This window comes from Marinifilum sp. JC120, assembly GCA_004923195.1.
In the GTDB taxonomy this organism is placed as follows: domain Bacteria; phylum Desulfobacterota; class Desulfovibrionia; order Desulfovibrionales; family Desulfovibrionaceae; genus Maridesulfovibrio.
The window spans coordinates 270014-287824 of sequence record RDSB01000001.1 but is presented as its reverse complement, the minus strand read 5'-3'; the positions used below and the strand labels follow the sequence as shown (position 1 = coordinate 287824).

The 17811-nt window shown below is 48.1% G+C and carries 15 protein-coding genes; 9 read left to right on the top strand and 6 right to left on the bottom strand.

Translation table 11 applies throughout. From position 1 onward, the window contains the following. Nucleotides 1–65: 65 nt before the first annotated feature. A complete protein-coding gene (locus D0S45_01395; protein TIH20021.1) occupies nucleotides 66–1376 on the bottom strand; it encodes an NCS2 family permease in 1311 nt (436 codons plus the stop codon). Between the two features lie 147 nt (nucleotides 1377–1523). On the opposite strand from D0S45_01395, the gene rsmA reads away from it, so the two are divergent. The 9 genes from rsmA to D0S45_01350 all read left to right on the top strand — a co-directional run bounded on the left by rsmA (nucleotide 1524) and on the right by D0S45_01350 (nucleotide 13301). Continuing rightward, complete coding sequence (gene rsmA, locus D0S45_01390; protein ID TIH20020.1) at nucleotides 1524–2312, top strand: 16S rRNA (adenine(1518)-N(6)/adenine(1519)-N(6))-dimethyltransferase RsmA; 789 nt, start codon at nucleotides 1524–1526, stop codon at nucleotides 2310–2312. Between the two features lie 249 nt (nucleotides 2313–2561). Continuing rightward, nucleotides 2562–2834: an HU family DNA-binding protein gene (locus D0S45_01385; protein TIH20019.1), complete on the top strand. Its 273-nt coding sequence runs from the start codon at nucleotides 2562–2564 to the stop codon at nucleotides 2832–2834. A 347-nt stretch (nucleotides 2835–3181) separates the two neighbouring features. Then, nucleotides 3182–3382 (top strand): 30S ribosomal protein S21, encoded by a 201-nt coding sequence (locus tag D0S45_01380; GenBank protein ID TIH20018.1) that lies wholly within the window; start codon nucleotides 3182–3184, stop codon nucleotides 3380–3382. Nucleotides 3383–3385: 3 nt separating this feature from the next. Beyond that, nucleotides 3386–3832 (top strand): GatB/YqeY domain-containing protein, encoded by a 447-nt coding sequence (locus D0S45_01375; protein ID TIH20017.1) that lies wholly within the window; start codon nucleotides 3386–3388, stop codon nucleotides 3830–3832. A 127-nt stretch (nucleotides 3833–3959) separates the two neighbouring features. After that, complete coding sequence (locus D0S45_01370) at nucleotides 3960–6281, top strand: endonuclease MutS2 (GenBank protein ID TIH20016.1); 2322 nt, start codon at nucleotides 3960–3962, stop codon at nucleotides 6279–6281. Nucleotides 6282–6381: 100 nt separating this feature from the next. Beyond that, nucleotides 6382–8121, top strand: coding sequence for a DNA primase (gene dnaG / locus D0S45_01365; protein TIH20015.1), 1740 nt, complete (start codon nucleotides 6382–6384; stop codon nucleotides 8119–8121). After that, complete coding sequence (rpoD, locus tag D0S45_01360) at nucleotides 8108–9865, top strand: RNA polymerase sigma factor RpoD (protein ID TIH20014.1); 1758 nt, start codon at nucleotides 8108–8110, stop codon at nucleotides 9863–9865. Before dnaG ends, rpoD begins: the two co-directional genes overlap by 14 nt. Nucleotides 9866–10155: 290 nt before the next feature. Continuing rightward, nucleotides 10156–11115 carry a cobalamin biosynthesis protein CobD gene (cobD, locus tag D0S45_01355; protein ID TIH20013.1) on the top strand — a complete coding sequence of 320 codons (960 nt, stop codon included), beginning with the start codon at nucleotides 10156–10158 and terminating at the stop codon, nucleotides 11113–11115. 218 nt (nucleotides 11116–11333) lie between these two features. Next, complete coding sequence (locus tag D0S45_01350; GenBank protein ID TIH20012.1) at nucleotides 11334–13301, top strand: hypothetical protein; 1968 nt, start codon at nucleotides 11334–11336, stop codon at nucleotides 13299–13301. A 221-nt stretch (nucleotides 13302–13522) separates the two neighbouring features. Here the strand turns inward: D0S45_01350 and proC are convergent, their stop codons facing one another. The 5 genes from proC to D0S45_01325 all read right to left on the bottom strand — a co-directional run bounded on the left by proC (nucleotide 13523) and on the right by D0S45_01325 (nucleotide 17695). Continuing rightward, nucleotides 13523–14326 (bottom strand): pyrroline-5-carboxylate reductase, encoded by an 804-nt coding sequence (proC, locus tag D0S45_01345; GenBank protein TIH20011.1) that lies wholly within the window; start codon nucleotides 14324–14326, stop codon nucleotides 13523–13525. A 1-nt stretch (nucleotide 14327) separates the two neighbouring features. After that, entirely contained in the window at nucleotides 14328–14747 is a 420-nt protein-coding gene (locus D0S45_01340) for a nucleoside-diphosphate kinase (GenBank protein TIH20010.1), read from the bottom strand. Nucleotides 14748–14833: 86 nt separating this feature from the next. Next, nucleotides 14834–15628 (bottom strand): ABC transporter ATP-binding protein, encoded by a 795-nt coding sequence (locus tag D0S45_01335; GenBank protein ID TIH20271.1) that lies wholly within the window; start codon nucleotides 15626–15628, stop codon nucleotides 14834–14836. Between the two features lie 17 nt (nucleotides 15629–15645). Then, nucleotides 15646–16545, bottom strand: a complete 900-nt coding sequence (locus D0S45_01330) for an ABC transporter permease (protein TIH20270.1) — start codon at nucleotides 16543–16545, stop codon at nucleotides 15646–15648. A 199-nt stretch (nucleotides 16546–16744) separates the two neighbouring features. Next, on the bottom strand, nucleotides 16745–17695 hold the full coding sequence (locus tag D0S45_01325; GenBank protein ID TIH20009.1) for an ABC transporter substrate-binding protein: 951 nt from the start codon (nucleotides 17693–17695) through the stop codon (nucleotides 16745–16747). Between the last annotated feature and the right edge of the window lie 116 nt (nucleotides 17696–17811).

Genomic DNA, 17811 nt, shown 5'->3' with positions numbered 1-17811 from the left:
AAATATGAACTTTGTATCGACGGAAGTTGAGATAACTTTAGGTTTATTTGTTCATTTGTTTATTTTTAGTGTGGGCAGGTTAGAAAAAACAGTAGGGAAAGCGCACATAAAATCCAGAGTCCTACAGATATCTCTGAAAATTTTCCGGTAACGAGCTTCATTAGCGGGTAGGCAATAAAGCCGGCTGTCATGCCGATACCGAGGTTGTAGGTGAAGCTCATCAGAGTCATGACCAGAAAAGCTGGAACAAGTTCACTGATATCGGTCAGCTCCAACTCTTTGCAAGGAGCGAGCATGAGCATGCCTACCACGATCAGGCTGGGGCCGTAAGCGCAAGCCGGAATCATGGTCAGCAGGGGGGCGAGGAACAGGGCAGCAAGAAAAAGCAGCGCCGTTGTGACAGCGGTAAGTCCGGTGCGACCTCCGGCTTCGATTCCGGTGGCGGACTCGACAAATACTCCGGTGGTTGTGGTTCCCAGCAGGGAAGCAAAAACGGTTGTTACCGCATCGACCATCAGTGGTCGTTCGATCTGTGGCAGATCTCCATTTTCATCCAACAAACCGGCCCGGTGAGATACAGCGTAAAGGGTCCCCATTGTATCGAGAAAGTCGAGAATAAAGACTGTCAGGATTACGGAAATGAAGCCCCAGTTTAGCGCGCCCATAAGATCTAATTTGAAAAGAATAGGTTCAAGTGAAGGCGGTGTACTGAATATCTTTTCCGGCATGGGGGCAACGCCTGTAAGTATTGCTGCGGCAGAGGTGAGCATAATACCGATGATTAATGCACCGTTAACTTTGCGGGCCATGCGGATTGTTGTTAGAAAAAAACAGCTGATAGCCAGTAGAATCGGAGCACTACTAATGTCTCCGAGGCGAACGGGGGCGCCCGGAACACCTATTGAGATGATTCCGGTAGTATTTAATCCGATGAAAGCCAGAAAAAGGCCGATTCCGGCAACAAAAGCATTTTTTAAATTTTTTGGAATGGCTTTGATCAGCCATGAGCGAACCCCGGTAACCGTGAAAAGAATAAAAAGTACACCTCCGAAAAAGATTGCGCCCAGTGCGGTTTGCCATGTATGCCCCATTACTTTGACTACGGTTAAAGCGATAAATGCGTTTTCACCCATGTATGGGGGTACGGCAAAAGGGCGTTTTGCATAGAAACCCATAGCCATGGTGCCGAAGGCCGCACTTATTATTGTGGCAACCATACTGGGCCCGAATGGGATGCCCGCGGCTTCGAGAATTTTCGGGTTGACGATGATTATGTAGGCCATGGTAGCAAATGTTGTCATTCCGGCCATGATTTCTTGGCTGACAGTGGAGCCTTGTTTGGTTATCTCAAAGTAGTTGTCCAGAAAAGAACTCATGTGTATCTCCTGAGGATGGGTGTTACTTAATATTAAGATCTGCGGCGATATTCCTCAGCCCATTTTTATATTTGACGGGAATATTGAGCTTGCTTAGTCGACTGCCTGAAAGGTAGTTTATTTCATATATATCAAATCGGAGTTTTTGTGCAGACCAGACATAGAGCGAAAAAGAGCCTTGGGCAGAATTTTCTGCAAGATGCCAATATAGCGCGTAAAATAGTAGATAGTCTCAGGATTTCTGAGGCTGATTCAGTTATTGAAATCGGTCCCGGACAGGGGGCTTTGACTAAATTCATTCTTGAAGCCGGACCGGAAAGCCTTACTTTAATTGAAAAGGACCGTGATCTTGCGCCAGCTCTGGAGCATGAATATCCTGAAGCACATGTGGAGCTTGAGGATGCCATGAAATTTGATTGGGCCGGGCTTGATCCTGAGAAAAACTGGAAGATTGTGGGTAACCTGCCCTACAATGTGGCCTCGAAAATTATGTGGGACATAGCTGCGCAGTGTAACGCAACCTGTGTTTTTATGGTCCAGCATGAAGTGGCCCAGCGGATAACTTCTGGTCCTGGGTCAAAAAAATATGGAGCGATCAGTGTTTGGGTGCAGAGTTTTTGTCGGACGGATTATCTTTTCAAGGTTCCGCCGACTGTTTTTAAGCCCAAACCTAAAGTTGATTCCGCAGTCATAAAATTTTTTCCACTGCCCGCAGAAGAAAAACCTAGTGATATTGCGGGGCTCGCCAAGCTGGTTAAATACTGTTTTCAGTATAGGCGTAAACAATTAGGTAAGATACTGAAATCATTTATTTCTGATGCAGTTGTGAAATGGGCGGAAGAAGAGGGTTTGTCGCTCAAAGATCGCCCGGAAGCCTTGTCACCACTGCAATTTCAGAGCCTTTATAAATGCGTTAAAAACGATTTTCCCTCTTGACTTGTTGGCGAAAAAATTGTTTTAGATTTTCATCAAGGTCGTTTGATCAAGCGGTCCTGCTTTGTTTTCCATGGAAAATGCGGGATAGGGGGCTTGTTTTAAACAGTTTTGAGTGTTAGCAAGACAACTTGCTGGCCGAGGATGCTCGGCATTATTTTTATGAACCCAACTCTCGTCCAAAGACGAGGTTAATGGCAGGCACGATGCCGTGCCGCAATAATCATTTTCCGTTTCAAGGAGGAAGGACTGATGACTAAGGCTGAACTCGTTGTTAAGATTGCTGAAAAAGCAGGAATGACCAAAGCTGATGCAGAACGTTGCCTGAATTACTTTCTGGATACAGTAGAAGAAACCCTCGTTAACGAAGGAAAACTGACCCTTACAGGTTTCGGTACTTTCCAGGTTGACGAAAGAAAAGAGCGCGTAGGTCGTAACCCCCGCACTGGCGAAGAAATTAAGATTCCCGCTTGCAAGGTTGTGAAATTCCGCCCCGGTAAGCTTCTGAAAGACGCAGTAAAGTAATTTAAGGAGATTTAACTATGTTGCATGGTGAAACCGTTCAAAGTCCTCTTCCTATGGATCTTCCCTGGTGGATGCCTGATCATTTTATTTTCTTCGGCGTCCTTTACATTGTGATTGGTCTTCTTGGTGCCGGAATGGCCTACTGTGCTGTTAAGGCATGGATGGATTCCAAAAAAGACACCGCCGCTCACTAGTATAATTTTTCAGGTGAATTTTTGTTCAGCATCTGCGTGTGCGGGTGCTGAACTTTTTTTTGGGATAGTACTTGACTCTGTGCAATAATTAAAGTTAATAAAAATCTCTTCCGCACATTTTATGTGCGAGATCAATCCAGGGGGGTGATTTGATTGCCCGGTGTATACCTCGAAGATTCTGACAATTTTGAAATAGCACTTCGCCGCTTTAAGAAGCAGGTTGAAAAAGCTGGAGTTCTTTCCGAACTCAAAAAACGTCAGCACTATGAAAAGCCCAGCGTACAGCGCAAGAAGAAAAAAGCTGCTGCTCGCAAAAGGCTCATCAAAAAAATGCGCAAAATGTCAATGGGTTAGTATATGAGTCTCATTGAGCAGATTGATAAAGACTACATCACGGCCTACAAGGCCAAGGATGATGTGAAGAAGACAGTTTTGAGGCATCTCAAGACTGCCATCAAGAATCGCATTGTTGATTTGAAAGGGGAGACCCTTTCCGATGACGACGTACTTGATCTTGTTGCAAAACAGATCAAGCAGCGCAAGGATTCCATTGAGCAGTATACCACTGCCGGACGTCCTGAGCTGGCCGAAATTGAGGCCGTTGAAATCGAAGCCCTAGCCGGTTACATGCCGGAGCAGCTTTCCGAAGAGGAAACTGCTGCTGCTATCGACAAAGCAATTGCCGATCTCGGTGCATCGTCCATGAAGGATATGGGTAAGGTGATGAAAGCCATCACTGAAGCTTATAAAGGACAGGTTGACGGCAAGGTCGTAAGCACTCTTGTTCGTGCCCGTCTCTCCTGACATCAGCTTAAGCTGAATTTTAACGGCAGGCCCCGGAGATTCTCCGGGGCTGTTTGCCGTTTTTTCTGTATTGGTATCCCGGTTCACGCGGGGTGCGTGATCTAACACTTTTCTACATTGGAATCCCATGGAGCCAAGATCTCTCCTCCTACTTGAATTTCCGAAAGTCCTTAATGTCCTTTCCGGCCATAGTGTTTCCGCGTCCGGTGCAGAGGCTTGTCGCGCCCTGTCTCCCATGGATGATGCTGATTCCATTAATTCCACAGCAAGATTTTTTAGGCAGGGTCAGAATTTCGTAAAAGAATCGGGATTCCGCCTTGGAACATTTCCACCGCTTGAAGGACTTTTCCAGTATCTGGTCAAGCCCAGTAATGTACTTGATGTAGATGCTCTTTACGCTTTGGTTCAGACTATCGGGCAGGCCCGGACTCTCAAGGAAGCACTTGAAATAGCGGAGAAGAGAGAGTGGGATACAATCGTTGCATTTATCGAAGGTGTGAGCTGGCCTGAGAAAACCTTTTCCGGCCTTAAGCGTTGCCTTGATCAGGATGGCAACATCAAGGATGAAAGTTCCCCGGAACTTTATGATATCCGTCAGTCCATTCGCTCTTTGCACCAGCGTTGCTCCAAGAAGGTTCGTGATTTCATCCACGGTGAAGATATTTCCCGTTTTTTGCAGGATGACTTCATGACCATCACCAACGACCGCTACGTATTGCCGCTGAAAACAAATTTTAAGGGTCGGTTGCAGGGGATCGTTCACGATTATTCCAATACCGGTGAGACCTGTTATTTCGAGCCCATGTTCCTCGTGGAGCTGAATAACACCATGCAGGAGCTCAAGCAGCAGGAAAGAACAGAAGAACTGAAAATTCTGACCTATCTGACCGGGCTTGTGCGTTCTGAGTATGATCAGTGTGAAGCTGCCTATGGTTTTCTCGTTGAATATGATGTGTTGCAGGCCAAAATAAATTTTGCTGAAGCTGTAAAGGGAGTCGCTGTGGATGTTGGGTCCGATTCTGGATTCGATCTCCGGGGCGCGCGCCATCCCTTGCTTGCAGCGGCCGATGGCGGAGTCCATCCGCTTGATATTGAACTGCCCATTGATCAGAAAGTTCTCATTGTCAGTGGTGGTAACGCCGGTGGTAAGACTGTCTGCCTGAAGACTGTCGGTTTGCTCTCCGCCATGGCTTTCAGCGGGATTCCCGTTCCGGTGGAAAAGGGTTCCGTGCTGCCGCTGTTTAAAGAAATTTTCGTCATCATGGGGGATGAGCAGTCACTTGAGGAGAATGTAAGTACTTTTTCCGCCCAGATTCAGTCCATCAGTCGTATCTGGGAGGCCATGGATTCCTCAACGCTGTTTATTCTTGATGAATTCGGTTCCGGTACTGATCCGGCACAGGGTGCTGCTCTCGCGCAGGCTGTTGTGGATGGATTGCTTGAAAACGGGGTGACCTGTTTTGCTGCGACCCACTTTCCGGCACTCAAAACTTACGCACTTGTGACTGAAGGCGTACGCGCTGCCAGCGTGCTTTTTGATCCCTCTACCAAGAAACCTCTTTTTTCCATTGCCTACGATCAGGTAGGGGCTTCCATCGCTCTTGACGTTGCCCGTGAGCACGGTTTTCCTGAATCTCTGCTGGCTAAGGCTGAGCAGTATCTGCTCATGGAAGGTTCTGATTCCGGTTCGGTCATGAACAGGCTTAATGAACTTGCGGTCAGCCGTGAAAGAGAGCTTGAAGAAATGGACCGTATCAAGACCAAACTTGAAGCCAAACGTGCCAAGCTGGAAGAAAAATTCGAACGTGAGCGGCTCACTGTGCTTGCTGATGTTAAAAAGCAGGCTCAGAGCGTTCTCAAGGAATGGCAGGACGGCAAGCTCGGGCGTAAGCAGGCCCTGAAAAAACTTTCCGAAGCGCGTGGCATAATCGGTGGTGATGAAAAGCCAAAAGCCGATGTGAAGCCGTTTTCTTTTGATGACATCATGGTCGGTAAGCAAATCCTGAATATCAGCTGGAACCGCAAAGGCGTGGTTCTTGAAAAGGACGAACGCAAGAAGCGGGTCAAGGTTGATATGGACGGTGTGGCCATGTGGATTCCTGCTGATCAGCTCGGCCCTGTGGGTAAAAAGGCAGTTCAGGAGAAGGTTCGTCAGGTTGTTGAAAAGACTGCTGGGAAAGCCGATAAAAAAGCTCCCAAGGGTGAAATGACCCTCAAGGTTGATCTGCGCGGAAAGCGGGCAGATGTGGCAATTAGCGAACTGGACCGTTTCTTTGATCAGGCATTGCTGCGCGGAGCTACTGAGATTGAGATTGTCCATGGTCGCGGTACCGGGGCTTTGCGTCGTGAGGTTCATATTTTTCTTGATGGCAATCCGGCTGTTGCCGGGTACAGCCTTGCTCCGGAAGACCGGGGCGGCGACGGTATGACCGAGGTTGAATTAGTATAGTGCAAATTGTTTCATGCCGTGCTATTGATTTGCAGGCTGTCATGATTGTGCATTATTTCAACTGTTTCGAATTGTTTCGATGGATGTTACGGAGGATTCTTTGGACAGAGCAGCCATAGAGGCTATCAAAGAACGTCTTGACATCGTCGATATCGTGCGCAGGTATGTGGAACTGAAACCTGTTTCCGGACGCTGGATGGGACTTTGTCCTTTTCATAATGAAAAGACGGCTTCTTTCAGTGTTAACGGCGATGAAGGTTTTTTCTACTGCTTCGGTTGTCAGGCTTCAGGTGATATTTTTGATTTTTACTCCCATATTAACGGGGTGGAATTCAAAGATGCTCTTGAGCAGCTAGCAGCTGAGGCCGGGGTGGAGCTTACTCCGGGTAAGGTTGATCCGCAGGCGGCCAAAAGAAGCTCTGAACGTAAAATTTTCATGGATATGCATGAGTTGGCGGCTAAGTACTTTAGCCGTATGCTCAAGCTTCCTGAAGGGCGTGAAGCCCGAAAATATCTCGAACGCAGGGGAATGGATTCTTCTGTGATTGAGTCTTTCGGTCTGGGGTGCAGTACCGAGGACTGGCAGGGATTGGAAAAGTTTTTGGTTTCCAAAGGTTATACAGCCGAACAGGGAGTCAAGGCCGGATTACTTTCCCAGAATGCCAAGGGCCGCACTTATGATCGTTTTCGTGCAAGACTGATCTTTCCTATTACAAATTTATCGGGAAGGGTTATTGCTTTTGGCGGAAGAATAATTACAGATGGAGAACCGAAGTATTTAAACAGCAGTGATACTCCTATCTATAAGAAGGGGGAACACCTGTACGGCCTATCAACGGCCCGGAACTCCATAGCCCGAACCAAACGGGCCCTGCTTACTGAAGGGTACATGGATGTTATTTCCCTGCACCAGTTCGGTTATACAAATTCATGCGGGGTGTTGGGTACGGCACTGACTCCGGATCAGGTCAAACGACTTTCCGGGTTCTGTTCTAAAATTGACCTCGTTTTTGACGGAGATGCTGCCGGGCTGAAAGCGGCCTTGCGCAGCACGGAAATGATTCTTACGCAGGGGGTATCCTGCGGTGTAGTTGTCCTTCCCGACGGGGAGGATGTGGATAGTCTCCTTCAGGACCATGGTGCTGAAGGTTTTCAAACGTTTCTGGATCAGGCCCGTGACGGTCTGGCTTTCAGTCTGGAAACATTGCAGAAGGGGTCTTCACCCCGTGAAGTAATGGATTGGGCGCAGGGATTCCTGAAGAGGATGACCAGTACGTCTTTACGTGCGTTTTATCTGCCTAAGGTCGCATCCGGCCTTGGAGTGGCTGAAGCTGAATTAAGGTCTGTTTTTTCCGGTGCACTCAATGCTCCGGTTGCGCAGCAGCAGAACAATGTTCAGAGGGAGCAACCTCGCGCTGCGGCACCGGTGGGGGCACAGGTTAAAGATGATAAATATTTCTTGAGGTATGCGGTAAAGCATCCAGATTATGTTGCCGAATTATCGGAAAGGGGAGTAGCTCAGGTCCTGACCTCGCACTGGGGCAAAACACTGTGGTCTAAAATAGCGGCTCACAGCGGGCAGGACATTATCCCGTTACTCGATGATTCTGAAAAAAGATTCTATGCCGGTTGTCGGATGGAGGAAGCTCTATCCGGTGAAGAACTGGAAAATGAATGGCGACATGTCTGTAAGGTAATTGCCCGGCGGCGGTACGATATGGGCCGAAAAAAGCTCACCGATGCCTTGCGCCGTGCTCAGGCTCAAGGCGATACCGAACGCGTCAGCGCGTACCTCAAAGTCCTGAACGACTCTGTATGGAGGGATGATGAGCAACATTAAGGATATTCAGGCGATTAAAACTCTGATTTCTGAGGGTAAGAAACAGGGGTTTCTGACCTTTGAACAGCTGGGCAAGGCTCTGCCTGCCGAGTTCAACAAAGTTGATCAGCTTGATGATGTAATCAAGATTTTCGACCAGTTGAATATTGCAATCGTCAACACACCCGAAGACGGCAAAAAGATTATGGATGCCGGGGTGGATAGTGATAATGAAATCAATCTCACAGAAAGTGAAGAGGATAGCGTAGATTACGTTTCCCGTTCTACCGATCCTGTGCGCATGTATTTGCGTGAAATGGGCGCGGTAGGTCTTCTCGATCGTGAGGGCGAAGTTGTTATCGCCAAAAAGATTGAAAACGGCGAGATGGATGTTCTTTACGCGCTGGTTGAAATTCCAGTGGCGATTGAAGAACTCATCAGCGTCGGTCAAGACCTTGACGAATCCCGTATCAAGCTGAAGGACGTCGTAAAGACCATTGAGGAAGACGACCCCAGCGAAGATGAGATGAACCAGCGTCAGCGCGTTATTTTTCTGCTGGACGAAGTCAAGAAACTTTATGATAAAAAGAGGAAACTCTACGACAATCTCGATTACTGTGCCCGCCTTGATAAAAAGGTCGCTAAGGAACAGAATGAGATGGTCAACTATAAGCAGGAAATCGTCGAAAGACTTCGCGATATCAAGATCGAGAAAACTCTTGTAGATCAGATCATTGAAACTGTGGGTGACTACGTAAGGCAGATGCATAACTGCCAGCGCGATCTTTCTGCCTACATTCTCTCCACCGGGAAAACCCAGCAGGAGATCAAGGATCTTTTCAAGCAGATTGATGATCGTGAGATTAACCCTGTTGCAGCTTCAGATGAATTGGGGCTGACTGTGGATGAGCTTTTTTCCTTTAAGGAAATGATTTCCGGTAAGATGGAAATTCTCGTTCGTTTGCAGGCTAAATGCTGCCACAACGTGCATGACCTCGAGGAAGTGCTCTGGCGCATCAAGCACGGTAACCGCAGCGCAATGCGGGCTAAGCAGGAACTCATTCGCGCTAACCTGCGTCTCGTTGTTTCCATTGCCAAGAAATACACCAACCGCGGACTCCAGTTCCTCGACCTGATTCAGGAAGGTAACATCGGCCTGATGAAGGCGGTTGATAAATTCGAATATCAGCGTGGTTACAAATTCTCCACCTACGCAACATGGTGGATCAGACAGGCCATTACCCGCGCTATAGCGGACCAGGCCCGTACCATTCGTATTCCGGTTCATATGATCGAGACTATCAATAAGCTGATCAGAACCTCCCGCTACCTAGTACAGGAGCTGGGACGCGATCCTTCCCCGGAAGAAATTGCGGAGCGTATGGACTACCCGCTGGAAAAAGTTAAGAAAGTTCTTAAAATTGCCAAGGAACCCATTTCTCTTGAAACACCCATCGGTGATGAAGAAGATTCGAGTCTCGGCGATTTTATTGAAGATAAGAAGGCCACTGCGCCTGCCGAAGAGGTGGTCAGCACCAAGCTTGGCGAACAGATTGCGACCGTCCTTTCCGACCTTACTCCCCGTGAGGAGCAGGTCCTGCGTAAGCGGTTCGGCATCGGCGAAAAATCCGACCATACTCTTGAAGAGGTCGGTAAGCTGTTTAACGTTACCCGTGAGCGCATCAGGCAGATTGAGGCTAAGGCCTTAAGAAAGCTACGCCATCCGGTGCGTAGTGCACTACTGCGTTCCTATTACGAAAATTAAAATTAAAAGAGCGGTACGGATTGTTGTTCGTGCCGCTTTTTTATATGGTGAAGAGACAGCAAGCACCCGGTTCTGTGGGAAGAACCGGATGCGGGGCTTTTTATTACCCATTTGTAATGGGTGGAATAGTGAGGTTCCTGTCCCGGGCTGTCCCTGTGTGTCGGTTCTAGTGTTACGTTTGTTAAATTCATAGATTTGAATTTAACATTTAAGATAAATACGGATTTATTTTAAGTGAGTCGCGCTAGTCAGTCCGGCCAAACGCTTTAAGATTTGAGGATAAATATCTGATGGACAATTCTACTGTTTTGTTTCTTGTACCTATTATCGCACTTGTCCTTGATCTCGTTTTAGGAGATCCCAAGTGGTTCCCCCATCCCGTTCGTTATATAGGTATGGCTCTGGATAGGTATAAAAACTGGGTTTACTCCACCGGCATGTCCCGCAAAGTAATGGGCGGTGTTGGTGTATTGGCATCCGCAATAGTGGTTTGGGGTGTACTCAAGGTCTTTCTTTCAATTCCCTTTCTCGGTGTGCTGATTGGCCTGTACCTTGCTTACGCAGGTCTTGCTCTCGGCTCTCTGCTTAGCGAGCACAAGAATGCAGCTTCTCTGCTGGACAGCGGCAGAATCGAAGACGCTCGTTCCGCAATTGCTGAACTGGTCAGCCGTGATGTTTCTGAGCTGGATGAAAATGGTCTGCGCAAGGCTCTGGCTGAATCCACCAGCGAAAACTTGAATGACGGTTTCGTTGCTCCTTTCTTTTATCTTGTGGTTACCGGTCCCGCCGGAATGTGGGTTTACAAAACCATCTCCACCATGGATTCCATGTGGGGCTATAAGAACGAAGAGTACAAAGAGTTCGGATACTATGCAGCCAAGGCTGACGATATCCTTGCTTTCATTCCCGCACGTATCACCGGTTTCATGATGCTGGCAGCTGGCCGTATTCTCAAGCTCGATTGGAAATCTGCCTACGATAATCTCATCACTGATGCCAACAAAACCGAAAGTCCCAACGCAGGTTGGTCCATGGCTCCTGCTGCATGGCTCCTCGGTGCGCCCATGGGTGGCAAGGCTGTTTATTTTGGTGAAGAAAAAGAAAAGCCCGTTCTCGGTCCTGAATCCGGCGAATGGACTGCTCTTAAGCTGAAAAGACTCGGCGCACTGGTCATGACCACTGCGATCTTCTCCGCTGTTTTGCTCGACATTTACTTTGTAATGGTCTGGGCTTCCGGCGTAGTTCATTAGAAATTAATCAGCCCACAAGCTGACAACGAACCGGAATTCCGTATCAACGGAGTTCCGGTTTTTTTTATGTCTTCGGCGGCCCTACCGGGGGCTATGATTTGATGCGCTTCGCGTTATTTGTTTTTAAACTTCGCCTCCGGCGAATCCTTAATAGGGGTTTTAATTTTAGTTTATAAAAGTTAAAGCATTGTATCCTATTTTAGCCTACGGAGCCTTTCATGTTGCAGGATTCATATAGAAGCCGTGTTGTGCTGGTTATTTTTGTTCTGGCAATCTGTGTTTTTACAGGGGCCAGTTTTTACGCGTTCAATTCTTCCCTTTCCAAATCTGATAATACGTATTTGACTGCGTATCCAAAAGCTCGTTGGATCAAACTGGATCAGCCCTTTAGGCTCAATGCCCGTAGCAAGGGTTCCGAAATGATTCTTTTTCGGCGTGCTTTCGAGTTGGCTGAGCAGCAGGATATGACTCTTCATCTGAAAGCATTCCGGGGTGCCGGGATATGGCTGGATGGAATGCCTGTGCGTAAGTTTGACGGGGATATGGATAGGTGGCGTGAAGGAGTTACACTTGATTTGCCGGAATTGGCTGCCGGGAAACATGAATTGAAAATTGCGGTGGTGAACGAAAACGCGCACCCGGCTCTGTTGCTGTGGACGGATGGGCTTGATATTGCGACCCCACATGATTGGGAGGCCAGCCGAGATGATTTTGTCTGGAATCCAGCTGCGGATGCATCGAAAACAGGGCGTTTACGCATCACCGATGAATTTGAGCGTTCTGATAAGGCATTGTTGGCATCATTACCTTTCATGATGCCTTTGTTTCTGCTCGGGGCAGGGATTGTTTGGTTGCGCGAGGGCAACAAGGGACCTGCTTTCATCCGTAATTTTGAACTTACTCCCGCTTATTTCAGGTTCTTTCTCTTGGGGCTGTGGGGTGTCATGGCATTTAATAATTTCCATGACCTGCCTCTTAAACTGGGTATGGATTCGGTTGGGCATTTCAAATATATCGAATATGTTGCTGAAAATTTAAAACTGCCCAGCCCTCTGGAAGGGTGGCAGATGTTTCAACCTCCCCTCTATTACATTATTTCTGCTGCATTTTATAAATTCCTGCTTCTGTTTATGGATATTGAAAACAGTCTCTATTGGCTGCGGCTGATTCCGCTGGCTTGCGGCGCAGTCATGATTGAGGTCTGCTACAGATGTTCGATCATTGCTTTCAAAGAAGATCGTTTTGCCCAGATCGGGGCAACAGTTCTTGGCGGATTCATGCCCATGAATTTTGTTATGGCTCAATTCTGGGGTAATGAGCCGCTGGCGGCGGTCTTTTCTGGGTTGACCATCCACATGGTCTTGAACATTGTTCAAGTTCCTGAGAAACGAAATTTGAAGGAATTCTCTCTGCTGGGACTCTTTTTAGGTTTGGCGATTCTCAGTAAGGCTACTTGCACTTTGTTGATCCCGCTGGTGATCTTCTTTGTGCTGCTTCCGCTACTGGCTGAGAAAAGCGAATCCTCTGTACATAAAGTCAGCAGCATTAGGGGAGTTGTCCTGAGTTTGATAACCACCGCAATTGTCGGCGGCTGGTATTATCTGCGGAACTGGACCAGTTACGGCAAACCGTTTATCGGCGGTTGGGATAAGATTCGTGAGATTACTTGGTGGCAGGATCACGGTTACCGGGTTTGGGAACATTTCAGCACGTTTGGTAAATCTTTTCTTACGCCCGTTTACTCCACAACTGAGGGTCTCTGGGATGGCCTTTATGCCACGCTCTGGCTGGATGGAAATTTGAGCGGTGTGAGTAAATTTATGAGCAGGCCGCCATGGGATGACCAACTGATGATGGCAACTGCACTGTTGGCCTTGATCCCTTCAATTTTGATTCTGGCAGGAACCGGACGTGTATTTTATAAGCCTGTAAAATCAGTCTCTAACGGGCGGATGTTCCTTATAGCATGCATCGCAGTTTACTTTACAGCTGAGGCTTACCTCTACCTTAACTTACCTGTCTACAGCACGGCAAAGGCGAGTTATACCCTCGGTCTGCTGCCGTGTTACGGCATCCTAGTCATGGCTGGAATTAGGCCCTTGCTCAAAAATATCTATATCAAATCCGCATTTAGTGGCTTCCTGACAGTCTGGGTAGCTACGGTCTACCTGACTTATTTTGTCTAAATAAAAAAAGGAGACTTGAATAAATCAAGTCTCCTTTTCTATTTTTCTAAATACGCCTTTCCAAGCTGATCCTTAATTAAAACTAATAAAAGTTTTTGGGATTCTTGCACTAGCCCTTAGGCGAGAAGCTTTGCTTCGAGTCTTAGGGATAGCGACAGTGGAACAAACACTTTTTCAAAAGGGTTTAAGCCCTCGGAGAGCCGCCGGAGGCATTCTTTTTCTTATTTTTTCCCGAGTTCTATGCTGCGTTCATAGCTTTTGCGTACTGCATCAATAATATTGGCGCGTGTGGCAGTGCGGTCCAGATGTACGAGGGCTTTAACGGTTGTTCCTCCAGGAGAGGTGACCATTTCACGCAACTGGCTGACGTGGAATTTGCTTTCCTGCGCCAGTTTGGTGGAGCCTTCGAAAAGCTTCTGAACCATGGCTGTGGCCTGCTCGCGTGGCAATCCCAGTTCAACGGCGGACTCGATCATGGCTTCGATGAAATAGAAGACATAAGCGGGACCTGATCCGACAACCCCGGTGAATGCGTCAAACTGACTTTCAGCCAGTGCGTAGACATCACCAAGGGGAGTGAACATTTCGCGGGTGAAGTTAGTCTGCTCATCGCTGAGGTGAGTGTCATCAAGGCAGACCGCGAACACGCCCGCATTTACCAGCGCGGGGGTGTTGGGCATAACCCGGACAACAGGGCAGCGATTTTCGCAGGAATCTTTGAGCTTCTGCACGGTCAGGCCTGCGGCGATGGAGATAATGCACTTGGACTCAGTGAGCTCAGGTGCGATTTCTTCCAGAACTGCGGGAGCGTGCTGCGGTTTGACCGCCAGCACGATAAAGTCGGATTCCTTGGCAAGATCGCGGGCAGTCTCACATTGAATGAGCCCGGTCTCTTCGGCAAGGGCGTTCAGTGCCGTTTTGTTCAGGTCGGAGCCAAGCAGATTGATATTGTCATCGCCGGCCATTCCTCTGATTATGGCGGCGCCCATGTTGCCAGTGCCGATAAATCCAACTTTTTTTGTCATATTAGTTTACCATTTCGAGGCTGCTGAAGAAGTAGGGTACTTCGATTGCTGCGGTTTCGGGAGCATCGGAGCCGTGGCATGCGTTTGCTTCGATACCAGCACCGAAAGCCTTGCGGATAGTACCTTCTGCTGCTTCATTGGGGTTAGTGGCACCCATGAGGTCGCGGTAACGTTTGATGGCGTCTTCGCCTTCAAGAACGGAAACCACACAGGGACCGGAAATCATGAATTCAACCAGCTCGCCGAAGAAAGGACGCTCTTTGTGAACAGCGTAGAAACCTTCAGCCTGAGTCTGGGTCATGTGAATCATTTTAGTTGCCTTGATCTTCAGACCTGCGTCAGTGATCATTTTAAGGATGTCGCCGGTTTTACCGTCTTTTACTGCGTCAGGTTTGATGATGGAAAAAGTAAGTTCGCCCATTGTTTAAGTCCTCCAAGTGTATTCATTATTGCGGATTTTCGCATTTCTCAGGTTTTAACCTGAACGGGAAGTTCATGCAGCAGCGATCAGGAAAAAAGCATCCTGTCCGTAGCCACATCCTCGCCGCGAAGGGAGTAGAATCGATCTAGCAGATCTTCAACTTTCAGTCCCTTCTTCTCCTTCCCGGAAATATCCAGAATTATCATGCCCTGATGGAACATGATTAATCTATCGCCCATGTTGATGGCCTGATTCATGTTATGGGTCACCATAAGCGTGGTCAGGTTGTCACGATGTACAACGGCGTCGGTTATATCAAGAATTTTGCGTCCTGTCTTGGGGTCCAACGCGGCTGTATGTTCGTCCAGTAATAAAATATCCGGCCTTGTGGTTGTTGCCATTAGCATGGTTAAAGCCTGTCTTTGTCCACCGGACAACAATCCAACCTGATCCGCCAGCCTATTTTCTAATCCAAGTCCGAGGGTTGCAAGCTGCTCCCGGAACAGTTCCCGGTCGCGTGCTTTTACGCCCAGACCCAGCCCTCTGCGTTTGCCTCGTTTGAGAGCTAAGGCCATATTCTGTTCAATGGAAAGTGAGCCGCAGGTGCCCAGTAATGGGTCTTGAAATACGCGCCCAAGATTGGCGGCCCGTTTGTGCTCCGGCCATCTGGTTACATCATTGCCCGCAATGGATATTTTCCCGCTGCTGAGCATGAAGGTTCCGGCAACTGAGTTAAGAAAAGTGGATTTTCCGGCTCCGTTGGAACCGATGACGGTGATGAATTCCCCGGAATTAACTTTGAGGTCAACGCCGCGCAGGGCTTGCACTTCGTTGACGCTGTCCGGGTTGAAGGTCTTGGCTGCTTTTTCGACCCAAAGCATTTGATTAAGGGGATTCATTATGAAGCCCTCCTTTTCAGCAGCCCGGATTTGATATGAGGGGAGACCAGTGCCACAACAACCAGAGCGGCGGTGACAAGGTTCAGGTCGCTGGGGGTGAATGCGAAATCGCCGAATCTGACACCGAGTGCCAGTGCAATGGCTATGCGGTAGATCACAGAACCGAGCAGTGCGGAAAGCATGGCCCGGGTAACATTGGGCTTCCCGAAAAGGGTTTCCCCGATGATAACTGAAGCAAGACCTGCAATGATAGTCCCGATGCCCATGTTGACATCAGCAGCACCTTGGTTCTGGGCCACCAGTGCACCGGAAAGAGCAACCATGCCGTTTGAAAGTCCCACGCCGAAGATGATCATCATATCGCGGTTAACGCCGAGGCTGGTGACCATTTTGGGGTTATCCCCGGTGGCGAGCATTGCCAGTCCGAAAGATGTTTTCAGAAACCAGATCAGTGCCAGCAGGGCAGCACCGGAAATGATGGCGAAAAGTATTGGAGTGGAATAGTGAGGGGCGAGTCCGCTCAGTTCAATAAATTGGTCGATAAGGGTATCCTCACCGAGCAGGGTAATATTTGGTCTGCCCATGATGCGGATATTGATGGAATAGAGGGAGATCATGGTCAGGATGGAGGCCAGCAGGTGCAGTATCTTGAACTTTGTATTCAGGATGCCTGTAACTGCTCCGGCAATAAACCCGGACCCAACAGCCATAGCCATACCAGTAAGAGGGTGATAGCCGTTGCTGATTGCAACCGCGGAGACCGCAGCTCCGAGCGGCAGACTGCCGTCCACAGTAAGGTCGGGAAAGTCCAGTACCCGAAATGTCAGGTACACACCTAAAACCATGAGCCCGAAAGCAGTTCCCTGCTCAATAGCTCCCATGAAAGCATATAGACTAATCATAAGTATAAAATAATTCTTTTAAATACGTAAATATTTAAGAGGTATGACAGTTGAAAACTAATAAAAGTTTTTGGGATTCTTAAACCCTTTTTGCAAAAAGGGTTTAAGGCCCCCGGCAGGGTCGCCGAAGGCAGAAATAAAAAAAGGCGCAGAATGTACTGCGCCTTTAACTCTTATACGGAATATTTGCAAATATTTACTTAATCACTTCGTCGGCCCGATCCATGACCTGTTTGGGAATTTTCACTCCCATTCTGGCCGCTGCTTTCTCATTTACGAAAAGGCGCAGATTCTGGAGCGTTTCAACAGGCATGTCCGCGGTTTTGGCCTTGCCACCGAGAATGCGGGCGGCCATGTCAGCGGTTTGAAGTCCCATGCGATAGTAATCGACAGCTATTGCGGCAACGGTTCCGCGCTCGACAGAGTCGGTATCAGCGGAAAAGATGGGCAATTTGTTCTGGCGACAGACCTTGATAGCTGCTTCAAGACCGGAAACAACGGTGTTGTCCAGCGGGATGTAGATGGCATCGCATTTACCTACAAGGCTTTTGGCTGCCTGATAAACGCCGCTTGAGTTGGCAACGGAAGCTTCTTCTACCTTGATGCCGAAATCCTTACAGACTTCTTTGAGCAGGTTGGTCAGCACGATGGAGTTGGCTTCCCCGGCATTGTAGATGGTTCCGATTGTTTTAACTTCAGGCAGAAATTCTTTGATCAGCTCTACCTGACGCAGAACCGGGCTCAAGTCGGTCATGCCGGAAATATTTTTTCCGGGATGCATGAGGCTTTTTACAAGTCCTGCGGCTACAGGATCGGTAACACCGGTAAACAGTACGGGGATATCCTTAATCTTCTGGGCAACAGCCTGTGAAGAAGGAGTGGTGATGGTCAGTACCAGATCTGGGCTTTCACCTTTGATTTGGTTGGCAATCTGAATGTTGGTTGCCTGATTACCCTGAGCTATGTGCTCGTTGTAAATTACATCAAATCCGGCTTCCTTTAGCCTGTCCTTAAAACCATCTCTCATGGCATCAAGGGAGGGGTGTTCGACAATTTGAGAAATAGAGACTGTGTGAGTCTGGGCGGAGTGGATTACGGGAACCGTAACCATGAACAGCAGCACGAGGAATAGGAGGATTTTTTTCATCCTGATACAACCCTTTATTGAAAAATTATTTATTAAAGTGAATTTGCCCTTAAAATGACACTTAAGTCAAGACAGGATCAAAATTATTTTTTATACTGACAGATTTATCCGCAGAT

Excerpts from the sequence above, each read along its gene's own strand:
- D0S45_01395 (TIH20021.1), bottom strand. The coding sequence starts at position 1,376 with ATGAGTTCTTTTCTGGACAACTACTTTGAGATAACCAAACAAGGCTCC.
- D0S45_01385 (TIH20019.1), top strand. The coding sequence starts at position 2,562 with ATGACTAAGGCTGAACTCGTTGTTAAGATTGCTGAAAAAGCAGGAATG.
- D0S45_01375 (TIH20017.1), top strand. The coding sequence starts at position 3,386 with ATGAGTCTCATTGAGCAGATTGATAAAGACTACATCACGGCCTACAAG.
- D0S45_01370 (TIH20016.1), top strand. The coding sequence starts at position 3,960 with ATGGAGCCAAGATCTCTCCTCCTACTTGAATTTCCGAAAGTCCTTAAT.
- rpoD (TIH20014.1), top strand. The coding sequence starts at position 8,108 with ATGAGCAACATTAAGGATATTCAGGCGATTAAAACTCTGATTTCTGAG.
- cobD (TIH20013.1), top strand. The coding sequence starts at position 10,156 with ATGGACAATTCTACTGTTTTGTTTCTTGTACCTATTATCGCACTTGTC.
- D0S45_01350 (TIH20012.1), top strand. The coding sequence starts at position 11,334 with ATGTTGCAGGATTCATATAGAAGCCGTGTTGTGCTGGTTATTTTTGTT.
- proC (TIH20011.1), bottom strand. The coding sequence starts at position 14,326 with ATGACAAAAAAAGTTGGATTTATCGGCACTGGCAACATGGGCGCCGCC.
- D0S45_01340 (TIH20010.1), bottom strand. The coding sequence starts at position 14,747 with ATGGGCGAACTTACTTTTTCCATCATCAAACCTGACGCAGTAAAAGAC.
- D0S45_01335 (TIH20271.1), bottom strand. The coding sequence starts at position 15,628 with ATGCTTTGGGTCGAAAAAGCAGCCAAGACCTTCAACCCGGACAGCGTC.
- D0S45_01325 (TIH20009.1), bottom strand. The coding sequence starts at position 17,695 with ATGAAAAAAATCCTCCTATTCCTCGTGCTGCTGTTCATGGTTACGGTT.